Below are 26,933 nucleotides of genomic sequence, written 5' to 3' on the forward strand. Positions count from 1 at the left end.
CTTATATTCCTCCTGAAACTGTTGTTATTAAATTCAAGATTTTTTCATAGTCGAAACCTTCTATATAACCCTTCATTGATTTTGCCACATCAGAATTATGCTGAGAAATTTCTGCAATTATAATGTTAGCCGATTCGATATCAATATTGATGATTGCTTGTTTCAAATTTGCTAGTAATGGCTCAGGTATCTTTTGCAAATCAGTTGCAATTACCTGAGAATCAGCCACCTCTGGCAATGAAGGTGAATCATCGCTTTGATTCTCATAAATATAGCGTACTCCAATATGGCGATTCATAATTTCAAAAATTTCTGCTTCTCGGAATGGTTTACGCAGAAAGTCATCACAACCTGCTGATAAAACAACTGCTCTTTCCTCTTCAAAAACGCTAGCAGTCACAGCAATAATAGCTGTAGATTGACCTTTTGTAGTGGCTTTAATATGTTTGGTAGCAGTGCAACCATCCATGATTGGCATTCGCATATCCATCCAAATTAAATGTGGTTCCCATTTTTCCCAGATTGCGATCGCTTCCTTTCCATTAGTAGCTTCTTGTAATGCAAAACCTAGCGGATTTAACAGTTTCATTAAAAGTTTGCGATTTAACTCTTTATCATCAACAATTAAAATGCGATATGTGGGTTGATTTGCTTCCAAAGCAATCACTTGGCAAGTAGGCTGATGAGTGGTAACTTTGCCACTATCAACAACTTGAACCTCTACATAAAATTTAAATATTGTACCTTTATTAACAACAGAATTAACGCTAATTTCACCACCCATTAATTGCACAAATTGTTGGCTAATGACTAAACCTAAGCCTGTTCCTTCTTGTGCATCTTGTCCGGTTTTAGTTTGAACAAAAGCCGTAAATAAATTTACTAATTCATCTGGTGCAATACCAGAACCAGTATCTTCAACTTCAAAATAAATTTTTTCTTTTTCATCTTGATTAATAATAGATTGGCGATCGCGATCGGTATTATCTAAAGTCACTCTAACTGACACACCACCCTCTTGAGTGAATTTCAGTGCATTATTCAACAGGTTAATTAAAATTTGGCGTAACTTGACTTCATCTGTACGAATATATTGAGGTACATTGGAATCAATTTCAAACACCAAGTTTAATTTCTTATTATCTGCTTTTAACTGAAACATATCTTCTACATCATTCAGCAGACGATGAAAGTCAAAGTTTTTTTCATTTAAAGTTACTCTACCAGCCTCAATCTTAGATAAATCCAAGATATTATTAATTAGTGTTAATAAGTGTTCTCCACTCCGCATAATAATCCCAATACTCTCTCTTTGATCTAGTTTGAGATTTGGCTGACGATTGAGAATTTGGGAAAATCCTAAAATTGCATTTAAAGGTGTTCTTAACTCATGGCTCATATTAGCAAGGAATGTACTTTTTGCTTGATTAGCAACCTCGGCAGCATTCTTGGCTTTAACTAATTCAGCTGTGCGTTCTGTGACTCTTTGTTCTAAGTTGGTAAATGATTCTTTTAGTTGTTCTGCCATTGAGTTAAAAGATTTAGCCAATTCTCCTAATTCATCAGAACGTTCTGTTTCTATAGTTTTTTCCCAATCACCTTTAGCAATATCTTTAGCCGCTGTATTTAAGCGTAAAATTGGCTGAGTTACCCAACGAGCAGTTAAAATACTTGTAATTATTGCTAGTGCTAAAGCTACTAAGCACAACAGAATTGTCATCCGGTTATTAGCGTCAATTTGTTTCATAAAATCGGCTTCAGGAACTACTACCACAATCAACCAATCTAATCCTGTATCATCTTGAAATGGGATAACTTTTACGAATTGTTCATTACCGTTGACAGTAAAGTTTACTTGTTGAGATGATTTTATTTTATCTAACTTTTGCCAATTGCTTAATAAGTATTGGGATGTTGCTTTAGTTAATAAATTACTACTATCTTCGGCTCTAATTAATCTTCTGGTCTTATCTTGCTTAATGCGAAAAGGCTGTTCTTCAGTAGAAGTTGCTAGGAGCGTACCATTTCTTTCAATAATAAATGCTTGTCCAGTTTTACCAATTTTTAAACTATTGAGAAAGTCTCCAATATGATCCAAACGTAAAGCAGTATGCAATACTCCGTCTAATTGGTTGTTGGAGTTATAAAACGGTTCGATAGCACTAATTACTAAGGTTGGTTCTAAAAGCGAAATAAAAACATCGCTCCAAGTTGGTTTACCTTTTTTAACTGCGTTTTGATACCATAACCAAGTGCGGGGGTCAAAACTTCCTTCAGTTATAGTAGCAATAGAAGTTCGATCGCCCTTTGCATTAGTATGGTAGGAAATAAAATTATTATTAACTGCTGTTCCCGCTACATTTAGCATCAAATCACCATTAGACATTCTTTCTCCAGAACGATATTCTCCTTTAGTATTAGCTACAGCTGTAAAGTTAATATAAGGATATAACTGCACTTGATGCCAAAGAAACTTTTCCCAAGCATCCATATTTTCCATATTTAAATAACCCATTTGAATCATACTCAGCTTACTTTTATTCATTAAATGAGGAGTCCTGACATATACTTGAAGATTTTGCTTAACTCGATCGCCTATTTCGCTCATTAATTGACTAGCTAAATTATTTACTGCTTGCTGACCATTTCTAAACGAGAGATATCCTACTATTCCCACTGCTCCCAGAATTTGTAACAAAAAAGGAATAATTAATACAGTTCTTAGAGAAACTTTTTTTCCGGCTTTGCTCATCCAGCGATCGATCGGCTTGACTAACATAATTGATAAACTGCTCTTAAGTGATAGAACTTAACTTCTTCCTCAACTAAAAAGCTGAGGAAAATTATATTTTACTGACTTTTCTGTTAAAGTTATGTAAATTCTGCTTAGCTTCAACTATCCTGGCTAAGCTCTGTTAGTACCGTAACTGTAAAAAATGTCTCTAGCTAACCTTCAACTTACCTTAATAAAAAAGTAGTTGGTTCCAGCAAGCAGAACGTCTAAGCAAAAAAAAAGAAAAAAATGAACAAAGTAAAGGGTAAAATTTCAGTTTTGAACTTTACAATTTTAGCCATAGTTTGTTTGCTATCCTGTGTTTTATGATACCCGATCGTTAATTGCCAAACTGCGCCACAGGTAACGACAAGCAAGGCTACGATGAGGTTGCCATTTTTGGGCTAATTTTTCGATAGTTTTGGCATCTGGTAACGAGTTTAAGTGGTATAAATTGGCGATCGCACTACGGATTCCTAAATCATTAACTGGTAACACATCGGGTCGATTTAAGTGGAAAATTAAAAACATTTGTGCCGTCCATATCCCAATTCCTTTAACTTGGGTCAAACTTGCAATTACCGCCCCATCTTCCATCATTGACAATTCGGCAAAACTCGGTAATCCTTGCTCAATTTTTCCAGCCAAATCTTTTAAATAACTAATTTTTGGGCGAGAAATTCCCACACTGCGAAGTATATCTTCTGGAGTTTCCAGAATAGCTTTTGCGGTTAATTCAGTATGAGATTCTTGATATAGTAAAACAAACCTTTTAAATATTTTTGTTGCTACTTTAGTAGAAATTTGTTGAAAAATAATTGCTTGGGAAAGTGCCGTTAGTAAATCTAGCTTTTCCTGATAGTAACTTAGCTCTAAACTGTCATTACCAATTCGCTCAATTACTTCAGCCAATATTGGATCGTTTTGTCGTAAATAAATAACAGCTTGCCTCTGTTCCATTACTTAAAAATTTATAATTTCAAGTTTAATTACTGGAATCACATAATTATTTTATCATAAACAAACAGCGCCTTTTCCTAGCCATAAGGAAACAGCGCCGAGTGATTTCAAATAACTATTCAAAAGAGATTTTACTGCTTTCTTTCGATCGCTACAGTCAGATTAGTTACTGTTGCAGCTACAGCTACCACCGCCGCAGCGAAGGGGAATACAACTGTGCCAACAATTAAGCTAGGAACACCAACCAACAGAGGAATTTCTGTTAAAACTCGACCCTGTTTATTTTTAACTACCAAGTAACGGTTCTCAGTTCTACCAACCACATTTTTGTAGAAATCAGTAACCGTTTCGCGGTTAAATTTCACTTCTTCTACCCGCACTTTTTCCTGAGTTTCCGCAGCGGTTTCCGTTTCTTTCACAGTGTTTGATTCAACAATTACAGTTGGTGCTTGGTCTTCAACTTGTTCAAATTGTGCGTTCATTTTTTGTGTGCAGGTTTAAACCCGCTTGAGAATTCAATTAATTCGATTATGCCTACTTCTTTAAAAACAATCGGTAGGAAAACCCTACAATTAAGAGTGGTGTTTACCCGACAGTACAGACCGATCGAAGTCCGTTGTATCAACTTCAGTCGTTCCTTAACTTAAGAAAAGGACTAAAGTCCCCACAACGGACTGGAATATTTTCTTTTAATCTTCTTTCACCCAAATTGCTAAACCGCCACCTCTACCTCGCGCCGCAATAAAATTTTTATCAATAGTAAAGAAAGCAAAAAATGGTAAATCTCGGATGTGTTTTTGGTCAAATTCTTGGTTTTTAGCTGCACCACCACGAAAGCCGCCACTATAAATAGTTTGACCTAAAAAGCCTACTTGAATTTGAGTGAAGTCAAAAGCTAAAAGATTCTTCTTACCTAAATACTTAGCTGGTCCGTTAAACTGAAATGAAATCATCCCAACGTCCAACTTATTGCCAATTTTTAGCTGATTTGGATTAAGGTTATTATCTGTTGCGGCTGGATGAAAAGAAATTTGAGCTTTGACAAATCTGGGGAGATAAAACCCATTTCCCATTTTAATTCCTGAACGTTGTCGCAATTTTTTTGGCGACACAACAAAGTGTAGCCGCCAAGAACCGATTAAAGATTCTAAAGGGTAATTTATTCGTTGTTGTTTAGTAAATTTTTCGGTTTCTAATAAGGCTTGAACCACTTGTGCTGATTTAGGACGATCGCTTTTTCCCCTCAAATCAGCTGCTTTGGCTAAAGTCTCTAAAAACGCTGGTGCAGTAGAGGATATTAGATTACTTGACATCAGGAAACCCAATTAACTTTAACTAAAATATAGCGAAAAAACACTCCTGAAGTTTAATTTTCCTCAAATTTACGGGAGATTTCTACAGTAACACCTAATCTTTCAATATCCCCAATAAACCGCTTTGGTTCAACCAAATTTGCTTGTAACCAAAGTCCTGGTTTTTTAATCACACCATCTAGATATTGTAACAGACAAGCTACACTAGGAACAGCTGTTAAATAATAACCATCTGGGTGATAAAGTTGTAATCTCATCCTTTGTTGTTTTCCCTCTTTCCATCCCCTTGCTTCCAAGAGTAACACGGTACCATAAGGAGGTTTAGTGAAGGTTTTTAATCCCCAATTCAACAGTTTTCCTATTGGTTTGATGGCATTTTTGCCGATAGTTTTTAATGCTATATAGCCTAAAGGAAAGACAATTGAATCTACAAACCAGTTAAAGCCACCAACAAAAAATCCTGTTTCTTTGAGGGAAGGAAAAAATTCGGGAAGAGTTTTTATTTCCTCTAAAAACATTGGATAACAAGTTTGTTCTCCAAAGTTTAAACCAAAGTCGAAACTTTTAGTTCCAGAGTATGAATTGAGCCATTGACCATTTTGAAAATAAGTTGGTTGAGCCTTGTCAATTTCGCCAACAATTTCATCAACTGTAGATGGAGACAAATCAACTTTTTGCCAGTTAAATTTAATTATGCTAGCTAAATTAGCTGTTTCTATTTGGTCAAATTCAGCAGCAGCAAAGCGAACTAATGCTGCGGGTAAACCGGGATGAAATCCGCCTTCAGTAATCAAGCAACAGCCTGATTCTTCTATTTGCGATCGCCAAGATTTCAGCAATGTAATTTTATCAGCAGAAAGCTGGAAATCTAAGTAATCAATTTTAGCTGCTAAAGCAGTTGTCACAATGTTTTCCACATATTCAGCAGTACTAGAAGCAACTATTACAAAGTTAACTTTGGCAAAAGCTTGCTTTAAACTTTCTCGATCGCCAGCGTCTACTTTTAAGGCAGAAACTCGATCGCAACTAAATTTTTTGTTTAAATTACCAGCGAAAATAGCGGCTTTTTCTAAGTTCCTCCCAGCTATTATTAATTGTAAATCAGTTTCTTGAAGTAATAGTTCAGCGACAAGGCTCCCAGTATTACCATAGCCTCCTAAAATTAGAAATGTTTCACTCATAATTTTGTCCCTCCATAAATCAATGCTGGCATACCTCGTAATACTCAAATCAACTATGAACAACAGTATTAATTTCTGTAAAATTTAGTCACATTTTTGCAAGAAACCGGAGAAGAGGATAAATATAAGAATACATGAGTTTGTTAGCAAGTAACAGAAAATATACAAGCTCATATATATAGTAGCTAGCCATAGTAAATGTAAAAAAAAGATTAATCTATCTTTAGCGCGATCGCTAAATTCGCTGTTAATGCTTAAATTAGCTGTAGGTGTGTTTAAAAAGGTTAAACAGCTGTTTTCTTTCCTTCTGTCTCCAGCCTTCAAACTACTTACAATAACTCCAGCCAGGAAAGTACTATGTATGAAATGGTTCAAGCTGTCTTAAACAGCGAGCAAAAAACAGACTTACAACAGTTAGTAAACGCTTTAAGTGCTTCTGGGAAACATTATTTTCTCAGAAACGAGATTTTACAAGCTTTTAGCGATTACTGTCAGCAATCAGAAAAGCCAGCTTATTTTTACCATTCTTCTTCTTTAGGGCAACTAATTAGCTATACTCATGAAATAATTTTAGAAAATGACAGTATTTGGTTTTTAGTTAGACCAAAAATTGCCAGTCAAGAAGTTTGGCGAATTGCCGCAGATTTTAGTAGTGAGGAACTAGTAGAACAGAAAGTTTTATTGGATGTGCGCGATCGTTTAGTCAACCGTTACCAACCCCGCATTTTAGAACTTGATTTTGCTCCCTTTTCGGAAAATTCTCCCACAGTTAGCGATCCGAGAAATATTGGTCAAGGGTTAGCAGTTTGGCATCGACATTTACATAGTCAACTAACAACTAATCCTAGCTATTGGATAGAAGTTTTGTGGGAAATTTTGCACAGACACCAATACGATCGAATTCCCTTGTTAATTAACGAGCAAATTAAGTCAGGAACCGAATTATTAGAACAAGTCAAACAAGCTTTAAACTTAATTGGCGAAAGACCAGCTGACGAACCCTACGAAAAATTTCACTCCGAATTACAAACACTTGGTTTTGAACCAGGTTGGGGTAATACAGCATCGCGAGTGAGAGAAACTTTCGCCCTTTTACAACGATTAATTGATACTCCAGATCCGGCTATTTTAGAAGCATTTGTTTCTCGGATTCCGGCTGTTTTTCGAGTAGCATTAATTTCAATTCACGGTTGGGTAGGACAGGAAGAAGTCTTAGGCAGACCGGAAACAGCTGGTCAAGTTGTTTATGTTCTTAACCAAGCAAGAAGTTTAGAAAACCGATTAGCAGAAGAAATCAAACAAGCGGGTTTAGAATGTTTAGGAATTAAGCCGCAAGTAGTTATTCTAACCAGGCTAATTCCTAATTGCGAAGGAACACAATGTAACCTACGCTTGGAAAAAATAGCTGGAACAGAAAATGCTTGGATATTGCGCGTTCCTTTCCGGGAATTTAACCCCAAAGTTACCCAAAACTGGATTAGAAAATTTGAAATTTGGCCTTATTTAGAAACTTTCGCTTTGGATGCAGAACAAGAATTATTGCGGGAAATGGGAGGGAAACCTGACTTAATTATTGGTAATTACAGCGATGGTAATTTAGTTGCTTTCCTGTTAGCTAGTCGGTTGAATGTCACTCAATGCAACATTGCCCATTCTTTAGAAAAACCCAAGTACTTATTTAGTAATTTGTATTGGCAAGATTTAGAAGAAGAGTATCATTTTTCCGCGCATTTTACCGCCGATCTAATCAGCATGAATGCAGCTGATTTTATTATTACTTCTTCTTTCCAAGAAATTGTTGGTACGCCGGATGCGATCGGACAATATGAATCTTACAATTGTTTTACAATGCCCAATTTATATCATGTAGTAAATGGAGTTAATTTATTTAGTCCCAAGTTTAACATTGTAGTTCCCGGAGTTGATGAAAATTTCTTTTTCCCCTACAGTCAGTCAGAAAATCGCCCAGAAGAACTAAGGAAAAAAATTCAAGAATTACTGTTTACTCGCGAAGATTCGCAAATTTTGGGACGTTTAGAAAATCTGGATAAACGACCAATATTTGCCTTAGCACCGATTAATTCGATTAAGAATTTAGCGGGTTTAGCTGAATGTTTTGGCATGAGTAAAGAGTTGCAAGAACGTTGTAACTTAATATTAGTTACAAGCAAACTGCATAGTCATGAAGCTACTAACCCGGAAGAAGCGAGAGAAATCGAAAGATTACATGAAATTATTCAACAATATCAGCTTCATGGGTGTATTCGTTGGATAGGGATGCGTTTACCAAATGCTGAGTTGGGAGAAGCTTATCGAGCGATCGCAGATGCTCAAGGTATCTTTGTCCATTTTGCTCGGTTTGAAGCCTTCGGAATGACCATTTTAGAAGCCATGATTTCTGGCTTACCAACTTTTGCCACTCAGTTTGGCGGTGCGCTGGAAATTATTCAAGATGGCGAAAGCGGATTCTTAATCAATCCTACAGATTTGCCGGGAACTGCGGAAAAAATTATTAATTTTATCGATCGTTGTGCAGAAGATCCTCAATACTGGCAACAGGTATCTGAAAAATCAATTCAGCGGGTGCGTAATGAATTTAACTGGCAGTTGCATACTACAAAATTATTGTCGATCGCCAAAATTTCCCAATTTTGGAACCACATCTCTCGCAATAGCAAAGGGGCTCTACTGCGCTACTTAGAAGCGTTATTCTACTTAATTTACAAACCTAGAGCAGAAATTATCCTGGAGCAGCATCAAAGACAGTGATCTCTGAAATAAGCTCAGGAATTTTCAGCGAAAAAGCTTAACATTTATTGTCCTATTGCTGATTTTAAATAGGGGATACTACTTCAGTATGAAGTTATTTCTTAACCCATATTTAAAATCAGAATAATTCAACAATTCCCTGTGGTGTCAATTTCAAATTGCTCATCTAAGATCGAAAATAGTGACATAAACTAACACCAGCACCGATGGATAGACCCCGACAAACTCAATCATTAATTTATACAGACTGGACTTTAACAGAGAACCAGTTTGACCCGGAACAGTTACATTCTAGAGAAACTGTTTTTACTATTGGCAATGGTTATTTAGGTACTAGAGGTAGTTTTGAAGAAGGCTATCCGCGTTCATCGCCATCAACCTTAATCCACGGTGTTTATGATGATGTTCCGATCGTCTATACTGAGCTTGCTAATTGCCCTGATTGGTTGCCATTTCTGATTATTATAGATGGCGATCGCTTTCGCTTAGATCAAGGGGAAATACTCAGCTATCAACGACAATTAGACTTACGTCGTGGTATCCTCTCTCGTCGAGTACGTTGGCGCAGTCCTAGTAAGAAAACTGTTGACCTTTATTGGGAACGTTTCGCTAGTTTAGCCGATCAAAATGTTCTCGCCTTACGTTGTGGAATCACACCTTTAGACTCAGAAGTAACTGTAGAAATTCAGGCTAGCATTAACGGCTACCCCGAAAATCAAGGCTACAATCACTGGGAATTACTTAACCAAGGAAAAATCGATCGAGGAACTTGGTTAAATGCTCGAACTCGTGCTTCCCGAATTGAATTAGCCATAGCATTTAAAATGCTAGTTTTGGGAATAGATGCGACATTACAAGTTACTAATGCTCCCGGATATCCCACGATTAGCACCAGTTTTACTGCTGCTCCTGGAACTAATATCATAGTAGAAAAACTGATTACAGTTTTCACCTCACGGGAAGCAGAAAACCCAGTAGAAGCTGCACAAACAAAACTCAGTCAGCTACCTAACTATGCAGCATTACTAAATGCAAATGAAGCAGCTTGGCAAGAAGTCTGGCATCAAAGTGATATTGTAGTTGAGGGAGATACTAAATCCCAATTAGCTGTACGTTACAACTTATTCCAATTATTAATTAGTGCGGCGCGTCATGATGATAAAGTGAGTATTCCTGCCAAAACTCTTTCCGGTTTTGGATATCGCGGTCACGTTTTTTGGGATACGGAAATCTTTATTTTGCCCTTCTTTACTTTTACCCAACCAAAGATAGCACGCAACTTATTAACCTATCGTTATTACACCTTAAATGGAGCCAGACGCAAAGCAGCACATTATGGATATAAAGGCGCAATGTATGCTTGGGAAAGTGCGGATACTGGAGATGAAGTAACGCCACGTTGGGCACTTCCTAATCAACCTTACGGTGAGGAAATTAGAATTTGGTGTCGCGATCGAGAAATACACATTAGTGCTGATATTGCTTATGCAGTTTGGTATTACTGGAAAGCTACAGGCGATGATGAGTGGATGCACGATTATGGAGCCGAAATTATTCTCGATACTGCTATTTTTTGGATGAGTCGAGTTGAGTGGAATACCAAAGAAGAGCGATATGAAATTCGGGAAGTAATTGGGGCTGATGAGTATCACGAGCACGTCAGCAACAATGTTTTTACTAATCGCATGGCACAATGGCATTTAGAAAAAGCATTGATAGTTTATGATTGGTTAAGTAGCAGTTTTCCCGATCGCTTTGCCGAACTAAAAGCAAAACTAAAGCTGACTGCGGAAAGGCGATCGCGTTGGCAAGATATCGCCACTAATCTCTGGGTTCTCTATGATGATTCTAGTGCATTGATAGAACAATTTGAAGGATTTTTCAACCTGGAAGATATCAACTTAGAGGATTACGAACCTCGGACTAAATCAATGCAAGCGATTCTCGGTATTGAAGCCGGAAATAGACGGCAAGTCCTGAAGCAACCAGATGTTTTAATGCTGCTTTATTTGATGCGTCAATCCAAAGAAATTCCCTACAATCAAGAAAGATTGCAGGAAAATTGGGATTACTACGCACCCCGCACCGATATTACTTACGGTTCATCTTTAGGGCCAGCGATTCATGCAATTTTAGCTTCAGATTTAGGCAAGAATGAAGAAGCTTATGAGCGATTTATGCAAGCGGCTTTAGTAGATTTAGAAGATGTTCGAGGTAACGCTAATGATGGCATTCACGCTGCTAGTGCGGGAGGTGTTTGGCAAGCCGTAGTTTTAGGTTTTGGTGGGGTACAATTTGCCGAAAATGGCCCCGTAGCGCAACCACAATTACCCCCTGGTTGGCAAAGGTTAAAATTTAAATTACATTGGCGGGGTAATTGGCATGAATTCGATCTTGTTCCTCCAAGAAATTCCTCAGTTACTATGAATCAATCTCCTAATATTCAAGGTGTAATTTTTGATTTGGATGGAGTTCTTACTGATACCGCAGAATTCCATTATCGAGCTTGGCAAAGATTGGCAGATGAAGAAGGATTACCTTTTAATCGAGAAGCAAACGAAGCATTAAGAGGGATATCCCGACGAGAATCGCTGTTATTAATTGCCGGAGATCAACCATTTTCTGAAGAAAAGTTACAGGAAATGATGGAGCGAAAAAACGGTTATTATGTAGAATCAATTGAGAATATTTCCCCCGCTGATTTATTGCCAGGAGCTTTAAATTTATTAGATGAGTTGAAGCAAGCGGGAATTAAAATAGCCATTGGTTCAGCTAGTAAAAATGCCCGTCCAGTTGTGGAAAAATTGGGAATTGCTAATCGGATAGATGCGATCGCAGATGGCTACAGCGTTCAAAGTCCCAAACCCGCACCCGACTTGTTTTTACACGCCGCCAAACTAATAGAAATTCCCCCGGAAAATTGCGTAGTTGTCGAAGATGCTGCCGCAGGTATTGAAGCAGCTTTAGCAGCAGGAATGTATGCAGTTGGACTAGGCCCGGAAGAACGAGTAAAAGGTTCTCATGTAGTTCTTCCTAGTTTAAAAGGAGTTAGTTGGACAGACTTGAAAAGTAAGTTAACTGCTTAAAACTGATATCATGTTCGATCGAACATGATATCTTTATGACAAAATTCTTTAGAGACGTTATATATAACGTCTCTAAATTATTCTCTACATTAGTAACTAAGTTTCAAGTCACCGTTAGTAGATTGGCTGTATTCCGGTACTTCTACCTTGAGTGCAGAAACTTTCCAGATGTTCTGCACATAGTCACGAATGGAACGATCGCTAGAGAATTTGCCTATCCGTGCTACATTTAAGATTGACATCCGAATCCATTGTTCTCGATCTCGGTAAGCCTGACTCACCCGATCCTGACATTCAATGTATGATTGGTAGTCCGCAAGTAAAAGATATTGATCGCGATACAACAAAGAATCCAACAGTGGCTTAAACAAATTTGGATCGCCGTGAGAAAAGAAACCAGAGGAAATGCGATCGATCGCCAATTTCAATTCTGGATTGCTATTGTAATAATCCCAAGGATTGTATCCAGCGGCTTTCTTCTGCAAAACTTCTTCCGCAGTTAAGCCAAATAAGAAGAAATTTTCTTCTCCAACTACTTCCCGAATTTCGATATTTGCGCCATCAAGAGTTCCAATTGTCAGCGCACCATTCATAGAAAACTTCATGTTACCAGTTCCCGAAGCTTCCTTACCTGCGGTAGAAATTTGTTCCGAAAGATCGGCAGCCGGATAGACACGCTGAGCAAATTTGACGTTGTAATCTTTGAGGAAAATAACTTTGAGACGATCGCGCATATCCGGGTCGTGATTAACTACATCTGCGATCGAATTAATCAGCTTAATAATTAATTTTGCCATGTAATAACCGGGAGCCGCCTTACCACCAAATAGAAAAGTTCGAGGCGTAACATCTAAATTAGGATTAGCCTTGATCCGGTTGTACAAAGTAATAATGTAAAGAGCATTCAAGTGTTGACGTTTGTATTCATGAATGCGTTTTGCCTGAATATCAAACAGCGAATTCGGATCGATTGTAATATTGTAATTTGTCCGAATGTAATTCGCTAAATCTTGTTTCACATCCTGTTTAACTTGATGGAATTCCTTACAGAAATCACTATCATATAAAAAGGTTTCCAATTTCCGTAATTCATCCAAATTTGTCACCCAGCTATCCCCAATTTTTTTAGTAATCAGGTTTGCTAATCGAGGATTACTTAAAACCATGAAACGGCGAGGAGTAACGCCATTAGTAACGTTAGTAAATTTTTCGGGATACATTTCATAAAAGTCATGCAGCGTCGTCTTTTTAAGTAGTTCACTATGTAACTCAGCGACTCCATTAATTGCAAAGCTACCAACGCAAGCAAGATGTGCCATCCGAATATATCGCTCGCCACTTTCATCGATGATAGACATCCGACGAAGGCGATTCCCATCATCAGGAAACTTGATGCGAACTTCATCTAAGAAACGAAGATTGATTTCATAAATAATTTGTAGATGACGGGGAAACGAGCTACCAAACATATTTATTGACCAACGTTCTAATGCTTCTGGCAATAGCGTATGGTTGGTGTAAGCGAAGGTTTTAGTAGTAATATTCCAAGCTTTATCCCAATCAAATTGATGCTCATCTAACAACAATCGCATTAATTCAGCAACAGCAATAGTTGGGTGAGTATCGTTTAACTGAATGGCAAAATGTTCATGGAACCTTTCAAGTGTCAGGTTTTGTGCTTTCATCATCCGAATCATGTCTTGCAAGGAGCAAGAAACAAAGAAGAATTGTTGCTCTAACCGTAGTTGTTTACCTTGGTAAGAATCATCATTGGGATAGAGAACTTTCGTGATGTTTTCGCACTCACTTTTTTCTTGAACTGATCCGAAATAATCTCCTTTGTTGAATGCTTCAAAATCAAAAGATTCTGGTGCTTCGGCTTTCCATAGACGTAAAGTGTTAGCGTTATTAGTTTGAAAGCCTAAAATCGGGGTGTCGTAGGGAACGCCTTTAACTACTTTAAAGGGAATCCACTGTACGTGGTAACGACCATGTTCATCGGTGTAATTTTCGGTATGACCACCAAATTTCACTTCTAATTCTGCTTCTGGACGGGGAACTTCCCAAGGATTACCATATCGCAGCCATTTATCGGTAATTTCGACTTGCCATCCATTTTTGATTTCTTGGTCAAAAATTCCGTATTCGTAGCGGATGCCGTAACCGATCGCTGGAATTTCCAATGTTGCCAGTGAGTCAATATAGCAAGCTGCTAATCGTCCTAAACCACCATTACCTAATCCTGGTTCTTCTTCTTGTTCTAGTAGATCGGTCAGGCCAAGTCCGAATTCTTCCATTGCCTGCTTCACTACATTATAGAGTCCCAAATTCATTAAATTATTGCCCAAATGCGGCCCCATTAAAAATTCAGCAGACAGGTAAGCAACTGTACGAGGTGCTTTTTCTAAATAAGTTTGGGTAGTTTGAAGCCAACGGTTGAGCAAGCGATCGCGTACTGTGTAAGCTAACGCCATGTAGTAATCGTTTTTCGTGGAAATTTTCGGGAATTTGGCTTGAATATAGAACAGGTTATCCAAAAATGCTCGCTTCAGAGTTTCGACGTTAATCCCTGTGCGATCGTCTTCAATTTGAATATTATTCGGAACAATGCTGACCATAATTATCTGTACTCCTGTTAATTATTTATGGGATGGTAGAGATCGGAGAGCAACTCTTACTCATGTCAGCCTTATGCCAGGAAAAATTGCAAATTAGAGGGTAAACTTAATTGATGTGAAATGCTATTTCTATTAAAAATGTTGCTGCTTTAGCTGTAAGTGAGTATCTCTGAAATTGCAATTTCTAATTATTCCTGCAAAACAACAATATACTCATTTTTCGTTAAGGTGAGTTTAATTATAAATTATCTAAAGATAAAATTTTCCTAATGCAACTGGTAAATTCAAAAAATACGTTGTGGCGCTGAAGCGCCACAACGTACCTACAAAATTTGTAGCAAAGCTAAATCTACATAATTAGCTGTTACCTTGGGAATATTTCCAGCTATAAACTCGCAGGGTAGATCTAATTCACCTAAATGATTTACTACCAAACAAGCAGCACTAAAATCCTGATTTTTTGTATAATCATTAACGGTAACAATAGTTTTTAAACCTGCTGCAACTGCGGCTTGTAGACCATGAAAAGAATCTTCAAAAACTAAGCATTCATTAGCGGTTAATCCCATTTTTTCCAGCACATAATTATAGATATCTGGAGCAGGTTTTTTGGCGGGAACGATATCGCCAGCTGCAATAACTTCAAACCAATCAGGATTAAGAGTTCGCTCTAACAAAGCGGTTGCATTTGGTAAAGCACTAGTAGTAGCAATAGCTAGACGCAAACCTTGTGCTTTTGCTTCTTTAATTAATCGTTTTACTCCAGGTCTGAGAGGAATTGCTGCATTATTCAGCAATTCTCGGTAATATTTGGTTTTCAGTTTATGCAAGCTTGCTAAAAATTCTGACCATTCAGATGTCGGTTGAAAAGTTGGATGATATCGCTCTAAATAGTATTGAATCCTTTCTTTTCCACCTGCAATAGTCAATAGTTCACTATATAATGATTCTGACCAATGCCAATCAAAAGCTAGTTCAGCAAAAGCTTGATTAAATGCAATCCGATGACCATATCGTTCTGTTTCAGCTAAAGTACCATCAACGTCAAAAATCAAAGCTTGTAATTTTTTCATGTTTAAGTTTGGCGATCGCTCCCACACTTTAAAATTTACAAGGTTCTGGTTATCAATGGCAAGAGCTTAGCAGAGGTTTATTCATCTTCGTATTCCACCCAAGAATTAGAGGTTTCCGAGACAGCTACTTTTAATTGCACATCTTCTGGCAATTTCTCCTTAGTTCGATCGTAAATAAACTTAGCGATCATTTCCGCTGTAGTTTCGTAATCTTCCGGCATTATTTCATTTAAAATCCCATGATCTAAACCACCTTTGGTAATATCTTTTTTTGCCCAACGTAAGGTACGAAAATCAGCTACCATTACTGGGTGAGGACAAAATTCTGATGAATGGAGTTTCGCAGATGTAGCTTCAATTCGCACCTTATAAGTATGTCCGTGCATTCGACCGCAAGGGCCATCATAATCTCTGATATAATGAGCACTATCAAAGGTAAATTCCGTCACAAGTTTCCATTTTGGCACTTTGTTCTCCTAGTTTATAACCAAAGTTACACTAAAATTTTAAAGTTAAAATTGGCGATCGGCTAGAAAAAGCTTAAAATTATCATTAAAACTTTCTCTCTTTCCTTCGCAGTTCAAAAATATGACTCTTTCTCAACAATTATGGCAAGCCAATCAAACTTTAGCACAAGCTTGTTTAGCCCATCCATTTGTCCAGGGAATCGCCACAGGTACATTACCAAAAAATCGATTTGCTTATTATGTTGGACAGGATGCTTTTTTCTTAGAAGCTTTTGCCAAAGCTTATTCTTTAGCTGGAGTGCGATCACCTAATTGGGAAAGCTTTCAAATTTTTCATAACTTAGCTGGTGGCGTTTTACAAGAACTGAAATTACATCAAAGCTACGCTGCTAAATGGGAAGTTAATTTGCTCAATGTTTCTCCTTCTCCAGCTACCCGTCGTTACACAGATTTCTTATTAGCTACTGCTTGGAATAATCCCGCAGGCTTAACAGCTGTGGCGATGGCTCCTTGTATGCGATTGTATGCTTTTTTAGGGCAAGAATTAGCAAAAAATGGTATTCCTAAACATCAGTATTCTGACTGGATTTGCACCTATAGTTCCCCGGAATTTCTCCCCTTAGCAACAGAATTAGAAACTTTAGTCGATCGCTATGTCGAAACTAAAGAAATAGCTGAACCAATATATCATTATGCTATGTTATGTGAGTATGAATTTTTCCAATCTGCATGGAGTTTCCCGGAAAAGAATTAATCATTTCTGTTAACTAAAACTTTTTAAAACTATGCGATCGCGTCCCTGAGATTTAGCTTCATACAGTCCCGAATCAGCGGTTCTAATTAATTCGTTATATGAAGAATGCAAGCTAGGTACAGTCACCGCTACACCTACACTTAAAGTGACATATTTACTAGTTTTAGATTCTCCATGAAAAATCTGCAATTCTCTTACATAAGCTCGGATTTGCTTAGCTACAGTTAACGCACCACCAACTTTAGTATTAGGCAGAATTACAGCAAATTCTTCACCCCCGTAACGTGCTACTAAATCCGCCGGACGCTTGACTGCACGTTGAATCGCATCTGCAACTTGTTGCAAGCATGAATCTCCAGCTAAATGACCATAAGTATCATTATAAAGTTTGAAATAATCAATATCACATAAAATTAAAGCTATGGAATTTTGTTCTCTAATCATGCGTCGCCATTCTCTTTCTAAATATTCATCGAAGTGACGGCGATTTGCCACATGAGTTAAGCCATCTAAACAAGCTAATCTTTTTAATTCAGCGTTGGCTATTTCCATTTGTTCTACTAATAAAGCTTGTTGAATAGCAATACCTAATTGAGTAGCTAATTGTTGCAACAAACTGATTTCTGAGGGTTGCCAATGACGCACTTCTCGACAGTGATGAGCTATTAATAATCCCCAAAGATTTTCTCCTGCCATTAATGGCACTACTAATTTAGCTTTTACTGCTAATTCTCGTAAAAATTCTACTAAACAAGGTGCGATCGTTGCGGAATTACGATCGCTCATGGCAAGAATTCTACCTTGAGAATAAAGTTGTTGATATTCCAAGGGAAATACTTCTACAGGAAAAGTTCTGCCTAAAATTGCTTGACAATCAGGAACTACTGCTTCTGTCACTACACAGCCTGTTCCGTCAGACCAAATGCGGTAAATTAAAACTCGATCGCTATTCAGCAATCCTCTAACTTCTCTCACCGCGGTATTTAAAATTTCTTCTAAATTTAAAGATTGATGAATTCTTTGGGTAATAGTTACTAATAGTTTTTCTCTTTCTACTTGCTGGCGTAAAGTTAATTCAGATTGGACGCGATCGCTAATATCCTGCGCCAAACAACTAACACCTATACAGTTACCATCTTCTGCAATTAAAGGTGTGTTATACCACTCACAAATAATGATTTTACCATCTTTAGTTAGATTTTCGTTAGTAGTCCGATTTCCCTCTTTTTCGTTTAGTAAATTATCCCAAACTTCTCTAACTAATTTACTAGCACTTTCCGGGACAATTTTCCAGCCAAAACAGCCAACTATTTCATTTTTACTATATCCAAAAATCACCTCTGCTGCCGAATTCCATTCAACAATTTCAAAATTTAAGTTAAATTCAATTACCGCTACTGGAGTATTTTGTACATGAAGTGAAAGCTTTTTCTCTGACTGTTTTAAAGCTCGTTCGGTTTGTTTTTGTTCCGTAAGATCGCGAGTCACAGCTAATATAGTTTCTACTTCTCCTATTTCCGAAAATTCTGGCACTATTCTGGCATGATAGTATCTAATTCCGGCGGGAGTATTGAACTCAAATTCCATTTGCGATTCTTTACCTGTGGTAAAGACATCGTTCATACATTGTTCCCAATAAGTTACTAATTCACTTGGTAAACCTAACTCTCGATTAGTTTTACCTAAAAAAGCTTTTGGCGCAATTCCTGTAACTTCTTCCGCCGCTGTATTAACGTAAAGATGGCGCAATTGGCGATCGAATCTAGTAATAATATCAGGAGCATTTTCGATCAACTCTTTTAATTCTTGTTGCCGTTGACGCAATGCTATTTCTGCTTGCCGACGCTGAGTAATATCCATCCCATAACTGATAATTCCTGTAATTAAACCCTGGCTATCTTTCAGTAATGAAAGGGATAAATGTACGTCTAATTCTTCCCCATCTTTTTTCCGCAATCTTTGTTCTATTTCATAATTTCCCCTTTCTAAAACTAGAAGAAATAAATCTTTTTGGAGAAGTTTACAATAGGGATCTGGGTAAAGAATTGATATATGTTTGCCCGCAATTTCTGCTGCTGAGTAACCATAAAGCCTTTCCGCACCTTTATTCCAAGTATTAATATAACCACTTAAATTCATGGAAATTACAGCATCATGAATTTGATCGATAATTTGTGCTTGTTGTAATAAGGAAGCTTCTGATTTCTTTTTGTCTGTAATATCACGAATAATTGCTATTACCTCGTTTCTACCACTGACAACCATTCTACATTCACGAAAACGCCAATCACCATTAATTAAAATTTGATACTCCCAAGTTTGCATCTCATTTGTAACTAAAGTTTTTTCTATATTTATTCCGAATTGTTGTCCTAAATTTTCGGGTAATATTTCGTAAATACTCGTACCAACTTTCATGTTTGATAACAGTGGCATTGAACTGTTTTTGCCAGTTTGATACTCTAAAATTTTGCCATCTTTACTCATACAAACGACTAAATCAGGAATCGCATTTAGCAAGGCCCTAATTTTTGCTTCCCTGTGGCGCAGTTCTTCTTCAATTTGTTTATTTTCACTAATGTCTGTCAAAGTTCCCACATAACCTAAGATTTTACCGTCGCTATCTTTTTCTACCACAATCTGTCCTAGTACCCAAACAATTTTATTATCACTTCGCTGTAAACGAAACTCTAATTTAAATTTAAAGGCTGTATTATTACGTTTAGCAATTTTAAATCTTTGACAAACTCGCTCTCTATCATTAGGGTATATAATTTCTATCCAGTCTTTTTCTAATGCTTTTTCTAAGCTAACTCCTACTATTTCACACCATTTTTCATTAACATATACACAATTCCCTTGCGCGTCAATCCGAAATATGCCCACTGGTGAGGATTTAGTCAGTGTGTAATAGCGATACTCACTATCTCGTAAAGCTAATTCTGCAATTTTGCGATCGGTAATATCAAAAATTACCCCATCTAAAAATTCAATTTCTCCTAAATGAGAGACAATTGCCTGTCCTTTTTCATAGACCCATTTAATAGTACCATCTGCATGAATAATTCGATACTCTAAGATATAGGGTTTGCTATAACTAATACTTTCATAAATACTTTGTTCTATAATTTCTAGATCGACAGAATAAATAATACTAGCAAAACTTCTGATTTGATTATCGATAAAATCAAGCGCCGAATAGCCAGAAATATCTGCGATCGCATCACTAATAAATTCCATCGTCCAATCCCGATCGCATCGCCGTCGATAGATAGCTCCTGGTATATTATTAATCAGGCTTTCTTCTAGTAATTTGCACTCTTTTGGTAATGATTCTGCTTTACTTCGCTCAGTGATTCTGTCTATAAAGGTCATCTTTTTAACCTCGAACAAATTACCTAAAACGAGCTAACAAATTATATGCTATTGTAAAATTTATTTTTAACTTTATGGTTATAATTTGGTTTATATTTTAATGTTTAATTATAAAACATTATAAAACATTTTTCAACCAACGTTTAATATTTAATGATTTTTAATAAAAACCTTGATGTATTTATCCTAATCACTCAAACTCAGCACAAATTACTTACCATTTCATTTAGTATAAGAATATTTCTCTCAATTATGTTTAAATTTCTTAGTTTAAAGTTGATAACTTTAAACTAAAGGTAAGAGGATTTCAAACTCTCTACCTATATTGGGAAATAGTTCAAGCTCGGAACTACTTTCCCTATTTGGCGAACGAATTAACAAGTTTCCTCCATGTTTAGCCGTAATAATTTGGTAACTAACTGCTAAACTAGTTTCCTTTTCCGCTCGCTTCTCTATAGAAAAAGAGTCTAAAATTTGCTTCAGTGCGCTAGGCGATAAACCAGGGCCATTATCGGCAATAGTAATGGAAATCCAACGAGATGCTAGAGTTTCTGGATTAGATGCAGGTTCGGGAGAAAAAACTGTCGTTTTAATGACAATACAGGGTTTATAATTCATAAATCTTTGTCTGTCACCCCACAATTCTTTTGTAAACTCTTGGTAAGCTGCTTGATTCAATAAATTATCTATAGCATTACTAAGAATATTCATAAACACTTGATTTAATTGTCCAATAAAACAAGTTATTGGTGGTAAATTCCCATATTCTTTAACAATTGTAATTTCACTTTTTAAGCGGCTCTGTAACAATAAAACTATACTATCTAACATGGCGTGTAAATCAGCAGGTTTAGGATAGACTTCATCAATGTGACAAAAGTTTTGTAAACTACTAACTAAATTTTTTAATCTCTCTGCCCCACTTTTGGCGCTTCTAATTGCTCTAGGTAAATCCTGTTTTAAAAAGTCAAATTCTATTTCTTCCTTTAGGTCTAGTACTTCTGTAGGAACTTGCGGCAGATAATTTTCGTAGACAGAAATTAACTCCAATAAACTTTCATTATAAGTTGAAATATGACTTAAATTTCCCCAAATAAAACCTACAGGATCTAAAATTTCGTGAGCTATTCCATCCACTAAACGTCCCAAATTAGCCATTTTTTCACTTTGAATTAACTGCACCTGTGCCCGTTCATAACGTACTTGGGTTTCGATTCCCCGAATTTGCCAATGGGCAATATTTAACTCATGGATATCTAATAATTGATAAGTTTGGGCTTCTGATTGTATGACGATCGGTTCTCCTAAAAGTTCCGACGATCGCCGCAATGCCATTTGTGCAGCTACTAAAATTGGTGTAGTCTCAGGAAGAATTAAAACATCAGTGCGAGCGTAATTATAAAGTAACTGTAGTGATTTTTCTAAAAATAAATTTTGTTGCTCAGATAAAACTAGGTTTTCTAGCAGACGCAACCGCGAAATCATCCCCACAAACTTTCCTTGATCTAATAAAATAACTCCTGGTAGTTTGCTGTGTTTCTCCAGAATTTCCACAACCTCAATAGTAAGGCAATTGACATCTGCTGCAAATGAATACAGTGGTAATGTCGCCAAGGTGGAATCAATAGAGAGATCTTGATTATCTCCATCAGATAAATAAGGAGACGAAATAAATTCTTTTGACACAATCCCTAATGAAAGTTAAATAACTCTAATCTAATGACAGACTATCACTAGTTCACTCAATAGCCTACCACTTTCCACATCAGATCCACTTACCTTTGTTTTTAGAATTATTTGTGTATTCCACATCCACAAATCTATAGTAGAAGTCGCAATGATGATAATTTTTATACATAGTAGTTTGCTAGCAGATTTACAGGTAGTATAAGCTACGCTAGGTTACGAGTTTTCCAGGGGTAAAATAGGATAGGAAGTAGTAAATGCGATCGCTTAATTGTTTGCAAAGTAAGCGATCGCCTTTTGAATAGTATAAAATTTTTGCAACAAGTTCAGCTTTGAATTTAGGAATTATTTTGTGCAAATCTAGCCAAAAGTTCCTCACGGGATAATTGCAGCAGCAAGGGAGTAAATTCTTCTGGGGGTAGTGAGAGTAGGCGATCGATCGCAGATGAAAGTTCTGCATCTAAAGAACCAAAACGTACTCGCAACAAGTTCTCCACCACCAAGCGTTCTCCCTCCTGAACTCCTTGTTGCATTCCTTGCTGTATTCCTTGCTGCATTCCTTGTTGCATTCCTTGCTGCATAGCTTGTTCTCGATCTTGCTGATAAAGGGGTGCTAATCTCATAATTAACTCTCGATCTTCTTCATCTTGAATTTGATTTGCTTGCAAGTTTCGTTGCAAGTTGTATAACAATTCTAGCGCCGCTGCACGATATGGGTTATTAACAGGAAGTGCTTCTAATTCATCAATTGCCCTTTTCTGCGCGTTTCCTTTACCAAGAATTCTTAACCATAGTGTGTCTATAGTTGCAGGTAATTGGTGAACTGCGATAATTGCACTCCGAAAATAGGATGGTAGAAAGTACATCCCTGTTACCCAATCTTGACTAGGAATTGCACCAAATTGCGATAACAAATTTTCTGATGCTGTTGGGGTGATAATCCATAATTTTGGTAAATCTGATTCTTGTAATCGAGTGTTATTTCGATTTGCTTCTCGCCGCAATTCACCTCTAACTTCTAATACTTTTAATAAACAATCGCCTATTTCGTCGTCGCTTGCTGCATTGCGATATGGTTCAAAAATAGAGATACTTGTTGCCAATCTTCCTAGTAATCCCAAATCTTCTGGAGTTGAGTTTTGCTGAGAGTTGGGAGCAAACCAAACATCGATTTCTCTGACTTCTCCAGCTACTCGGCGGGGTGCTTGAACTACTCCGTAAGGTGTTAGTAATTTCTCTAAGTAATCTTTGGCAAATTGATCGTGAATAAATCGGGTCATTGGGTATAGATTTTGTTGGAAACTGACCTGTTTATTAAATATTTTATCAGGTGCAATTGCCATTTTTTTATCCAACCTTTGCTTTTTCACAATTACTCAAATTCCGGCGATCGCAAATCAGAAATTGCTAACTCCCAACCAGGTAATAAATCAGGAATAGTTAAAAACTCGTCCTAGCTTACGTGGTTTTACCCAATTTAACAACTGAGTAGCAAACTCAAAAGCAACTTCTACTGATTCATAACCTGATAAATTCATAACAATAATATTCCCTTCAACTAACTCCATGCGATAATCAGGGTGTTCTGCTTGTAGTTTTTCTAAGTCTTTAATTGTTAAAGAGGACATAGAAACTCCTTTAGCGAATGATGTTATTTTATAATTTTAAGCCGGATCTAAAACCCTATTGATCCTCAGTATCATTAGAAACTTCTGCTGCTTCACATTGGCTGCAAAGTCCAAAGAACTCTAATGTGTGATAAAAAATCTTAAATTTGTAAGAATTGTGCAGTTGAGTTTCTAATTCTTGAACTGGACATTTATCTAAAGAAATAGATTTGCCACATTTTAAACAGGTAAGATGGTGTTTATCTTGGTGAACGCTGCTATAAAGTGATTCGCCGTTGGGTAACATTCGCACCTGAAGTGCGCCTTCTCGTTTTAACGCTTCTAGAGCACGGTAAACTGTAGCCAAGCTCATGCCTTGGTTCTGACTCCGTAATTCTACATAGATATCCTGGGCGGAAATTGCTCGGTTGACGCTTTGGAGAAAATTTAATATTCTTTTTTGACTGCGTGTATGTTGTGTTTTCATTCGGATAATCCCAGTGTGAACCAGACTCGATGCCTTATTTCTACGCTATCTCAAATAGCGTAGTTATTAGATTAACCATCGGAAGTCGAGTACCAATCTAAAATAAAAAGGCTGGCACATTAACTATTATCGGTGAGGATAGGATAATGAAATATCATGCTCGCATCTATGTTACCCTGCGACCTTCGGTTTTAGACCCTGCTGGTGTGGCAGTACAATCGGGGCTAAAGCACATGGGTTATGAGAATGTGGAACAGGTGCGTATCGGAAAGTACATTGAATTAACTATCACTGCTGAGTCGGAAGAGGCAGCAAAACAGCAGCTAGATGTAATTTGCGATCGCTTATTGGCAAACGTAGTGATTGAAAATTATTGCTTTGAGTTAACTGAGATTTCTACTCCTGCGGAGGCGAAGGTATGAAGTTTGGGGTGTTAGTTTTTCCGGGTTCAAATTGCGATCGAGATGTCCTCTATGTTACTCGCGATTTACTCCAGCAACCAACTAGAATGGTTTGGCATGAAGAAACGGATATTTCCGATCTAGATGTGGTGATAATTCCGGGCGGTTTCAGCTACGGGGATTATTTGCGTTGTGGGGCGATCGCACGTTTCTCCCCAGTAATGCAAGCGACAATCGAACACGCAAACAAAGGTAAGTTAGTCTTGGGAATTTGCAATGGTTTCCAAGTGCTAACTGAGGCGGGGTTGTTACCTGGGGCGTTGGTGAGAAATCGGGATTTGCATTTTATTTGCGATCGCGTTCCCTTGCGAGTCGAACGCACAGATACAGCTTGGACGCAATTTTATCAAAAGGGGGAAGTGATTACTTTGCCGATCGCTCACGGCGAAGGAAACTACTACGCCGATGCTGATACTTTGGCACGTTTAGAAGATAACGGTCAAGTTTTGTTCCGTTACGAAAGCGAAAATCCCAACGGTTCTTTAAACAATATTGCAGGTATTTGCAATCAAAAAGGAAATGTGCTGGGAATGATGCCACACCCGGAAAGAGCATCAGATAAAATGTTAGGAGGAACCGACGGATTAAAGTTATTTGAAGCATTGCTAAAAGTAGCAGCAACAGTCTAATTGTAGGGTGCGTTACCCTGTCGCTAACGCACCCTACCACATTAAGGTTGATATAAATAATTTGTAGGGGCGGGTTTAGCCAATATCTTGGACTACCCACAGATAATCTCTCAGCAAAACCTGCCCCTACCAGATATGTATCATTCATTTCGTGAATTGGTATAACGCACGATTTTAATTACATTATCAGTGAGCATAAGTGGAATACCAAGTAGATTTCAAACCACGCGCCATCAAAGATTTAAAATCTCTTAGTGCTGAGAATAGCAGCCGGATTTTAGCTAAAATCGAAGCATTAAAAAATGACCTAGCAGGCGATGTAAAGCGGTTAACCAATTTTACTCCTGAATACCGTTTGCGAGTGGGAGATTACCGAGTATTATTTGAAATAGAAGACAACATAATTTTAGTTTACCGCATTAAACATCGCAGCGATGCTTATTCATAACTAGAGGAAGATAATATGATCGAATTACACCCAGAGTATTTAAGCAAAAACGGCAAAAAAGAATTTGTTGTCCTACCTTACGAAGAATTTCAAGCATTGCAAGAACTATTAGAAGATTTAGAAGATTTGATTGATTTGCGAAATGCCAAGCAGGAAGATGCAGATAAACCTTCAATATCGCTAACAGAAGTAAAGAAACAATTGGGAATTTTAGAATAAAAATCGCCCACACTCGCCCGGAGATCAATTTCCGGGCTAATAGCGAAACTCGGTTAAAACCGACTAAAAACCACAACAAAAATCTCAGTAATTGTAGGATGTGTATAGCGCGTTATATCTAATAATGTAGAGTAGAGACGTTATATATAACGTCTCTACAGGGTTTGGCAATTATAATTAATGATTGTTAGAGAATTTAGTTAACCCTTAAATTTTGTACCTCCTGCAAGCTTAACCCAGTTGTTTGACTAATAGTTTGATCATCTAATCCTACATCAATTAATCGTTTGGCAATTTCTCGCCTGTTTTGATTAACTGCCTTTGTAATAGCATTTCGCTGATCTTGAATAAAGATTTCCCGCTTTTGTAAATCTTCCAATTCATCACGATTCAAATTAGCTTGATTAGCAATAGCAAAAGCTTTTTGAATCTCAGGAATTTCCCCTATTTCTTCTGGTACAGCTTCCAAACTCCTAGCGGTTTTGAGGAAATAAATCCATTTATCAGTTAGAGTTTCTAATTCATCCAAACTTTTGTTAAACTTGGGCAATTCTACAAACACTAATTCAATATCATAGATTGAATAATCAACCAAGTAATCTTGTTCTTTGAGAGCGAAACGAGAAATTACTTTATCCCAATTGGAAAACATTTCAAAATCGGTAATTGTTAAGGCAATTACCGGATTTAAAAGGTTATAATTTTCTCCCGAATCAAGTTGAATTGAATAAGCTTTAGCAGCGTTGTATAAAATGCGCTTTTCAAAACCTTCAACGTTCAATACTTGCATTTCGATAATTACAGTTTTGTCGCCTGTAATTTTCGCTCTGACATCTAAGTAAGTATCTTTAATGCCTCTAATTTTTGGTGCTAGATAAGGGTTAAGGATTTCTAAATCTTCAATGGTGGAATTACCCTCATAAAGCAAGGCATTTAAAAAGCTAATTAAAATATCTTTGCTTTGTTCTGAACCGAAGATTTTCTTAAAAGCAAAGTCGGTTTTTGGGTTGATGAATCTCATTTTTCA

At 37.1% G+C, this 26,933-nt stretch carries 20 protein-coding genes and 1 pseudogene; 7 read left to right on the plus strand and 14 right to left on the minus strand.

Annotated elements, in window-relative coordinates; all coding sequences use genetic code 11:
• Position 1 precedes the first annotated feature (1 nt).
• The 5 genes from ACE1B6_RS20655 to ACE1B6_RS20675 form a co-directional block, all read right to left on the minus strand.
• Complete coding sequence (locus ACE1B6_RS20655; RefSeq protein ID WP_413259149.1) at positions 2-2,779, minus strand: hybrid sensor histidine kinase/response regulator; 2,778 nt, start codon at positions 2,777-2,779, stop codon at positions 2-4.
• 318 nt (positions 2,780-3,097) lie between these two features.
• On the minus strand, positions 3,098-3,733 hold the full coding sequence (locus ACE1B6_RS20660; protein ID WP_413259150.1) for a DNA-3-methyladenine glycosylase family protein: 636 nt from the start codon (positions 3,731-3,733) through the stop codon (positions 3,098-3,100).
• Positions 3,734-3,864: 131 nt separating this feature from the next.
• Positions 3,865-4,215 carry a DUF4342 domain-containing protein gene (locus ACE1B6_RS20665; RefSeq protein WP_413259151.1) on the minus strand — a complete coding sequence of 117 codons (351 nt, stop codon included), beginning with the start codon at positions 4,213-4,215 and terminating at the stop codon, positions 3,865-3,867.
• 207 nt (positions 4,216-4,422) lie between these two features.
• The gene (locus ACE1B6_RS20670; protein WP_413259152.1) at positions 4,423-5,046 is read right to left on the minus strand and encodes a hypothetical protein; all 624 of its coding nucleotides are present in this window, start codon (positions 5,044-5,046) and stop codon (positions 4,423-4,425) included.
• 53 nt (positions 5,047-5,099) lie between these two features.
• Positions 5,100-6,227 carry a saccharopine dehydrogenase family protein gene (locus ACE1B6_RS20675; protein WP_413259153.1) on the minus strand — a complete coding sequence of 376 codons (1,128 nt, stop codon included), beginning with the start codon at positions 6,225-6,227 and terminating at the stop codon, positions 5,100-5,102.
• Positions 6,228-6,584: 357 nt separating this feature from the next.
• Between ACE1B6_RS20675 and ACE1B6_RS20680 the strand changes: the two genes are divergently transcribed.
• Both ACE1B6_RS20680 and pgmB read left to right on the plus strand, forming a co-directional pair.
• A complete protein-coding gene (locus ACE1B6_RS20680; RefSeq protein ID WP_413259154.1) occupies positions 6,585-8,996 on the plus strand; it encodes a sucrose synthase in 2,412 nt (803 codons plus the stop codon).
• Between the two features lie 206 nt (positions 8,997-9,202).
• Positions 9,203-12,082, plus strand: a complete 2,880-nt coding sequence (gene pgmB / locus ACE1B6_RS20685) for a beta-phosphoglucomutase (protein WP_413259155.1) — start codon at positions 9,203-9,205, stop codon at positions 12,080-12,082.
• 89 nt (positions 12,083-12,171) lie between these two features.
• On the opposite strand, the gene ACE1B6_RS20690 is transcribed toward pgmB, so the two are convergent.
• The 3 genes from ACE1B6_RS20690 to ACE1B6_RS20700 form a co-directional block, all read right to left on the minus strand.
• The gene (locus ACE1B6_RS20690; RefSeq protein WP_413259156.1) at positions 12,172-14,700 is read right to left on the minus strand and encodes a glycogen/starch/alpha-glucan phosphorylase; all 2,529 of its coding nucleotides are present in this window, start codon (positions 14,698-14,700) and stop codon (positions 12,172-12,174) included.
• Between the two features lie 323 nt (positions 14,701-15,023).
• A complete protein-coding gene (locus ACE1B6_RS20695) occupies positions 15,024-15,773 on the minus strand; it encodes an HAD family hydrolase (protein ID WP_413259157.1) in 750 nt (249 codons plus the stop codon).
• Between the two features lie 77 nt (positions 15,774-15,850).
• Complete coding sequence (locus tag ACE1B6_RS20700; RefSeq protein ID WP_413259158.1) at positions 15,851-16,240, minus strand: 6-pyruvoyl trahydropterin synthase family protein; 390 nt, start codon at positions 16,238-16,240, stop codon at positions 15,851-15,853.
• Positions 16,241-16,361: 121 nt separating this feature from the next.
• On the opposite strand from ACE1B6_RS20700, the gene ACE1B6_RS20705 reads away from it, so the two are divergent.
• Complete coding sequence (locus tag ACE1B6_RS20705; RefSeq protein WP_413259159.1) at positions 16,362-16,994, plus strand: TenA family protein; 633 nt, start codon at positions 16,362-16,364, stop codon at positions 16,992-16,994.
• 9 nt (positions 16,995-17,003) lie between these two features.
• On the opposite strand, the gene ACE1B6_RS20710 is transcribed toward ACE1B6_RS20705, so the two are convergent.
• The 5 genes and pseudogenes from ACE1B6_RS20710 to ACE1B6_RS20730 all read right to left on the minus strand — a co-directional run bounded on the left by ACE1B6_RS20710 (position 17,004) and on the right by ACE1B6_RS20730 (position 24,149).
• On the minus strand, positions 17,004-20,369 hold the full coding sequence (locus tag ACE1B6_RS20710) for a PAS domain S-box protein (protein ID WP_413259160.1): 3,366 nt from the start codon (positions 20,367-20,369) through the stop codon (positions 17,004-17,006).
• A gap of 285 nt (positions 20,370-20,654) precedes the next feature.
• Positions 20,655-22,055: a sensor histidine kinase gene (locus tag ACE1B6_RS20715; RefSeq protein ID WP_413259161.1), complete on the minus strand. Its 1,401-nt coding sequence runs from the start codon at positions 22,053-22,055 to the stop codon at positions 20,655-20,657.
• Between the two features lie 338 nt (positions 22,056-22,393).
• Positions 22,394-23,335 (minus strand): hypothetical protein, encoded by a 942-nt coding sequence (locus tag ACE1B6_RS20720; RefSeq protein WP_413259242.1) that lies wholly within the window; start codon positions 23,333-23,335, stop codon positions 22,394-22,396.
• A 165-nt stretch (positions 23,336-23,500) separates the two neighbouring features.
• Positions 23,501-23,683: pseudogene (locus tag ACE1B6_RS20725) on the minus strand (Uma2 family endonuclease); the annotation flags it as partial.
• A 55-nt stretch (positions 23,684-23,738) separates the two neighbouring features.
• Entirely contained in the window at positions 23,739-24,149 is a 411-nt protein-coding gene (locus tag ACE1B6_RS20730; protein ID WP_413259163.1) for a Fur family transcriptional regulator, read from the minus strand.
• Between the two features lie 146 nt (positions 24,150-24,295).
• Here ACE1B6_RS20730 and purS point away from each other — a divergent pair, with 146 nt between their 5' ends.
• The 4 genes from purS (at position 24,296) to ACE1B6_RS20750 (ending at position 25,906) form a co-directional block, all read left to right on the plus strand.
• Positions 24,296-24,571, plus strand: a complete 276-nt coding sequence (purS, locus tag ACE1B6_RS20735) for a phosphoribosylformylglycinamidine synthase subunit PurS (RefSeq protein ID WP_413259164.1) — start codon at positions 24,296-24,298, stop codon at positions 24,569-24,571.
• Positions 24,568-25,239 (plus strand): phosphoribosylformylglycinamidine synthase subunit PurQ, encoded by a 672-nt coding sequence (gene purQ / locus ACE1B6_RS20740; protein WP_413259165.1) that lies wholly within the window; start codon positions 24,568-24,570, stop codon positions 25,237-25,239. The genes purS and purQ overlap by 4 nt, the downstream gene beginning before the upstream one ends.
• A 199-nt stretch (positions 25,240-25,438) precedes the next feature.
• Positions 25,439-25,687 carry a type II toxin-antitoxin system RelE family toxin gene (locus ACE1B6_RS20745; RefSeq protein ID WP_413259166.1) on the plus strand — a complete coding sequence of 83 codons (249 nt, stop codon included), beginning with the start codon at positions 25,439-25,441 and terminating at the stop codon, positions 25,685-25,687.
• 15 nt (positions 25,688-25,702) lie between these two features.
• Positions 25,703-25,906, plus strand: coding sequence for a type II toxin-antitoxin system Phd/YefM family antitoxin (locus ACE1B6_RS20750; RefSeq protein ID WP_413259167.1), 204 nt, complete (start codon positions 25,703-25,705; stop codon positions 25,904-25,906).
• Positions 25,907-26,102: 196 nt separating this feature from the next.
• On the opposite strand, the gene ACE1B6_RS20755 is transcribed toward ACE1B6_RS20750, so the two are convergent.
• Positions 26,103-26,927 carry an Rpn family recombination-promoting nuclease/putative transposase gene (locus tag ACE1B6_RS20755; protein WP_413259168.1) on the minus strand — a complete coding sequence of 275 codons (825 nt, stop codon included), beginning with the start codon at positions 26,925-26,927 and terminating at the stop codon, positions 26,103-26,105.
• Positions 26,928-26,933 lie beyond the last annotated feature (6 nt).

The sequence above is a fragment of the Floridaenema fluviatile BLCC-F154 genome (genome assembly GCF_041929135.1).
Classification (GTDB): domain Bacteria; phylum Cyanobacteriota; class Cyanobacteriia; order Cyanobacteriales; family Aerosakkonemataceae; genus Floridanema; species Floridanema fluviatile.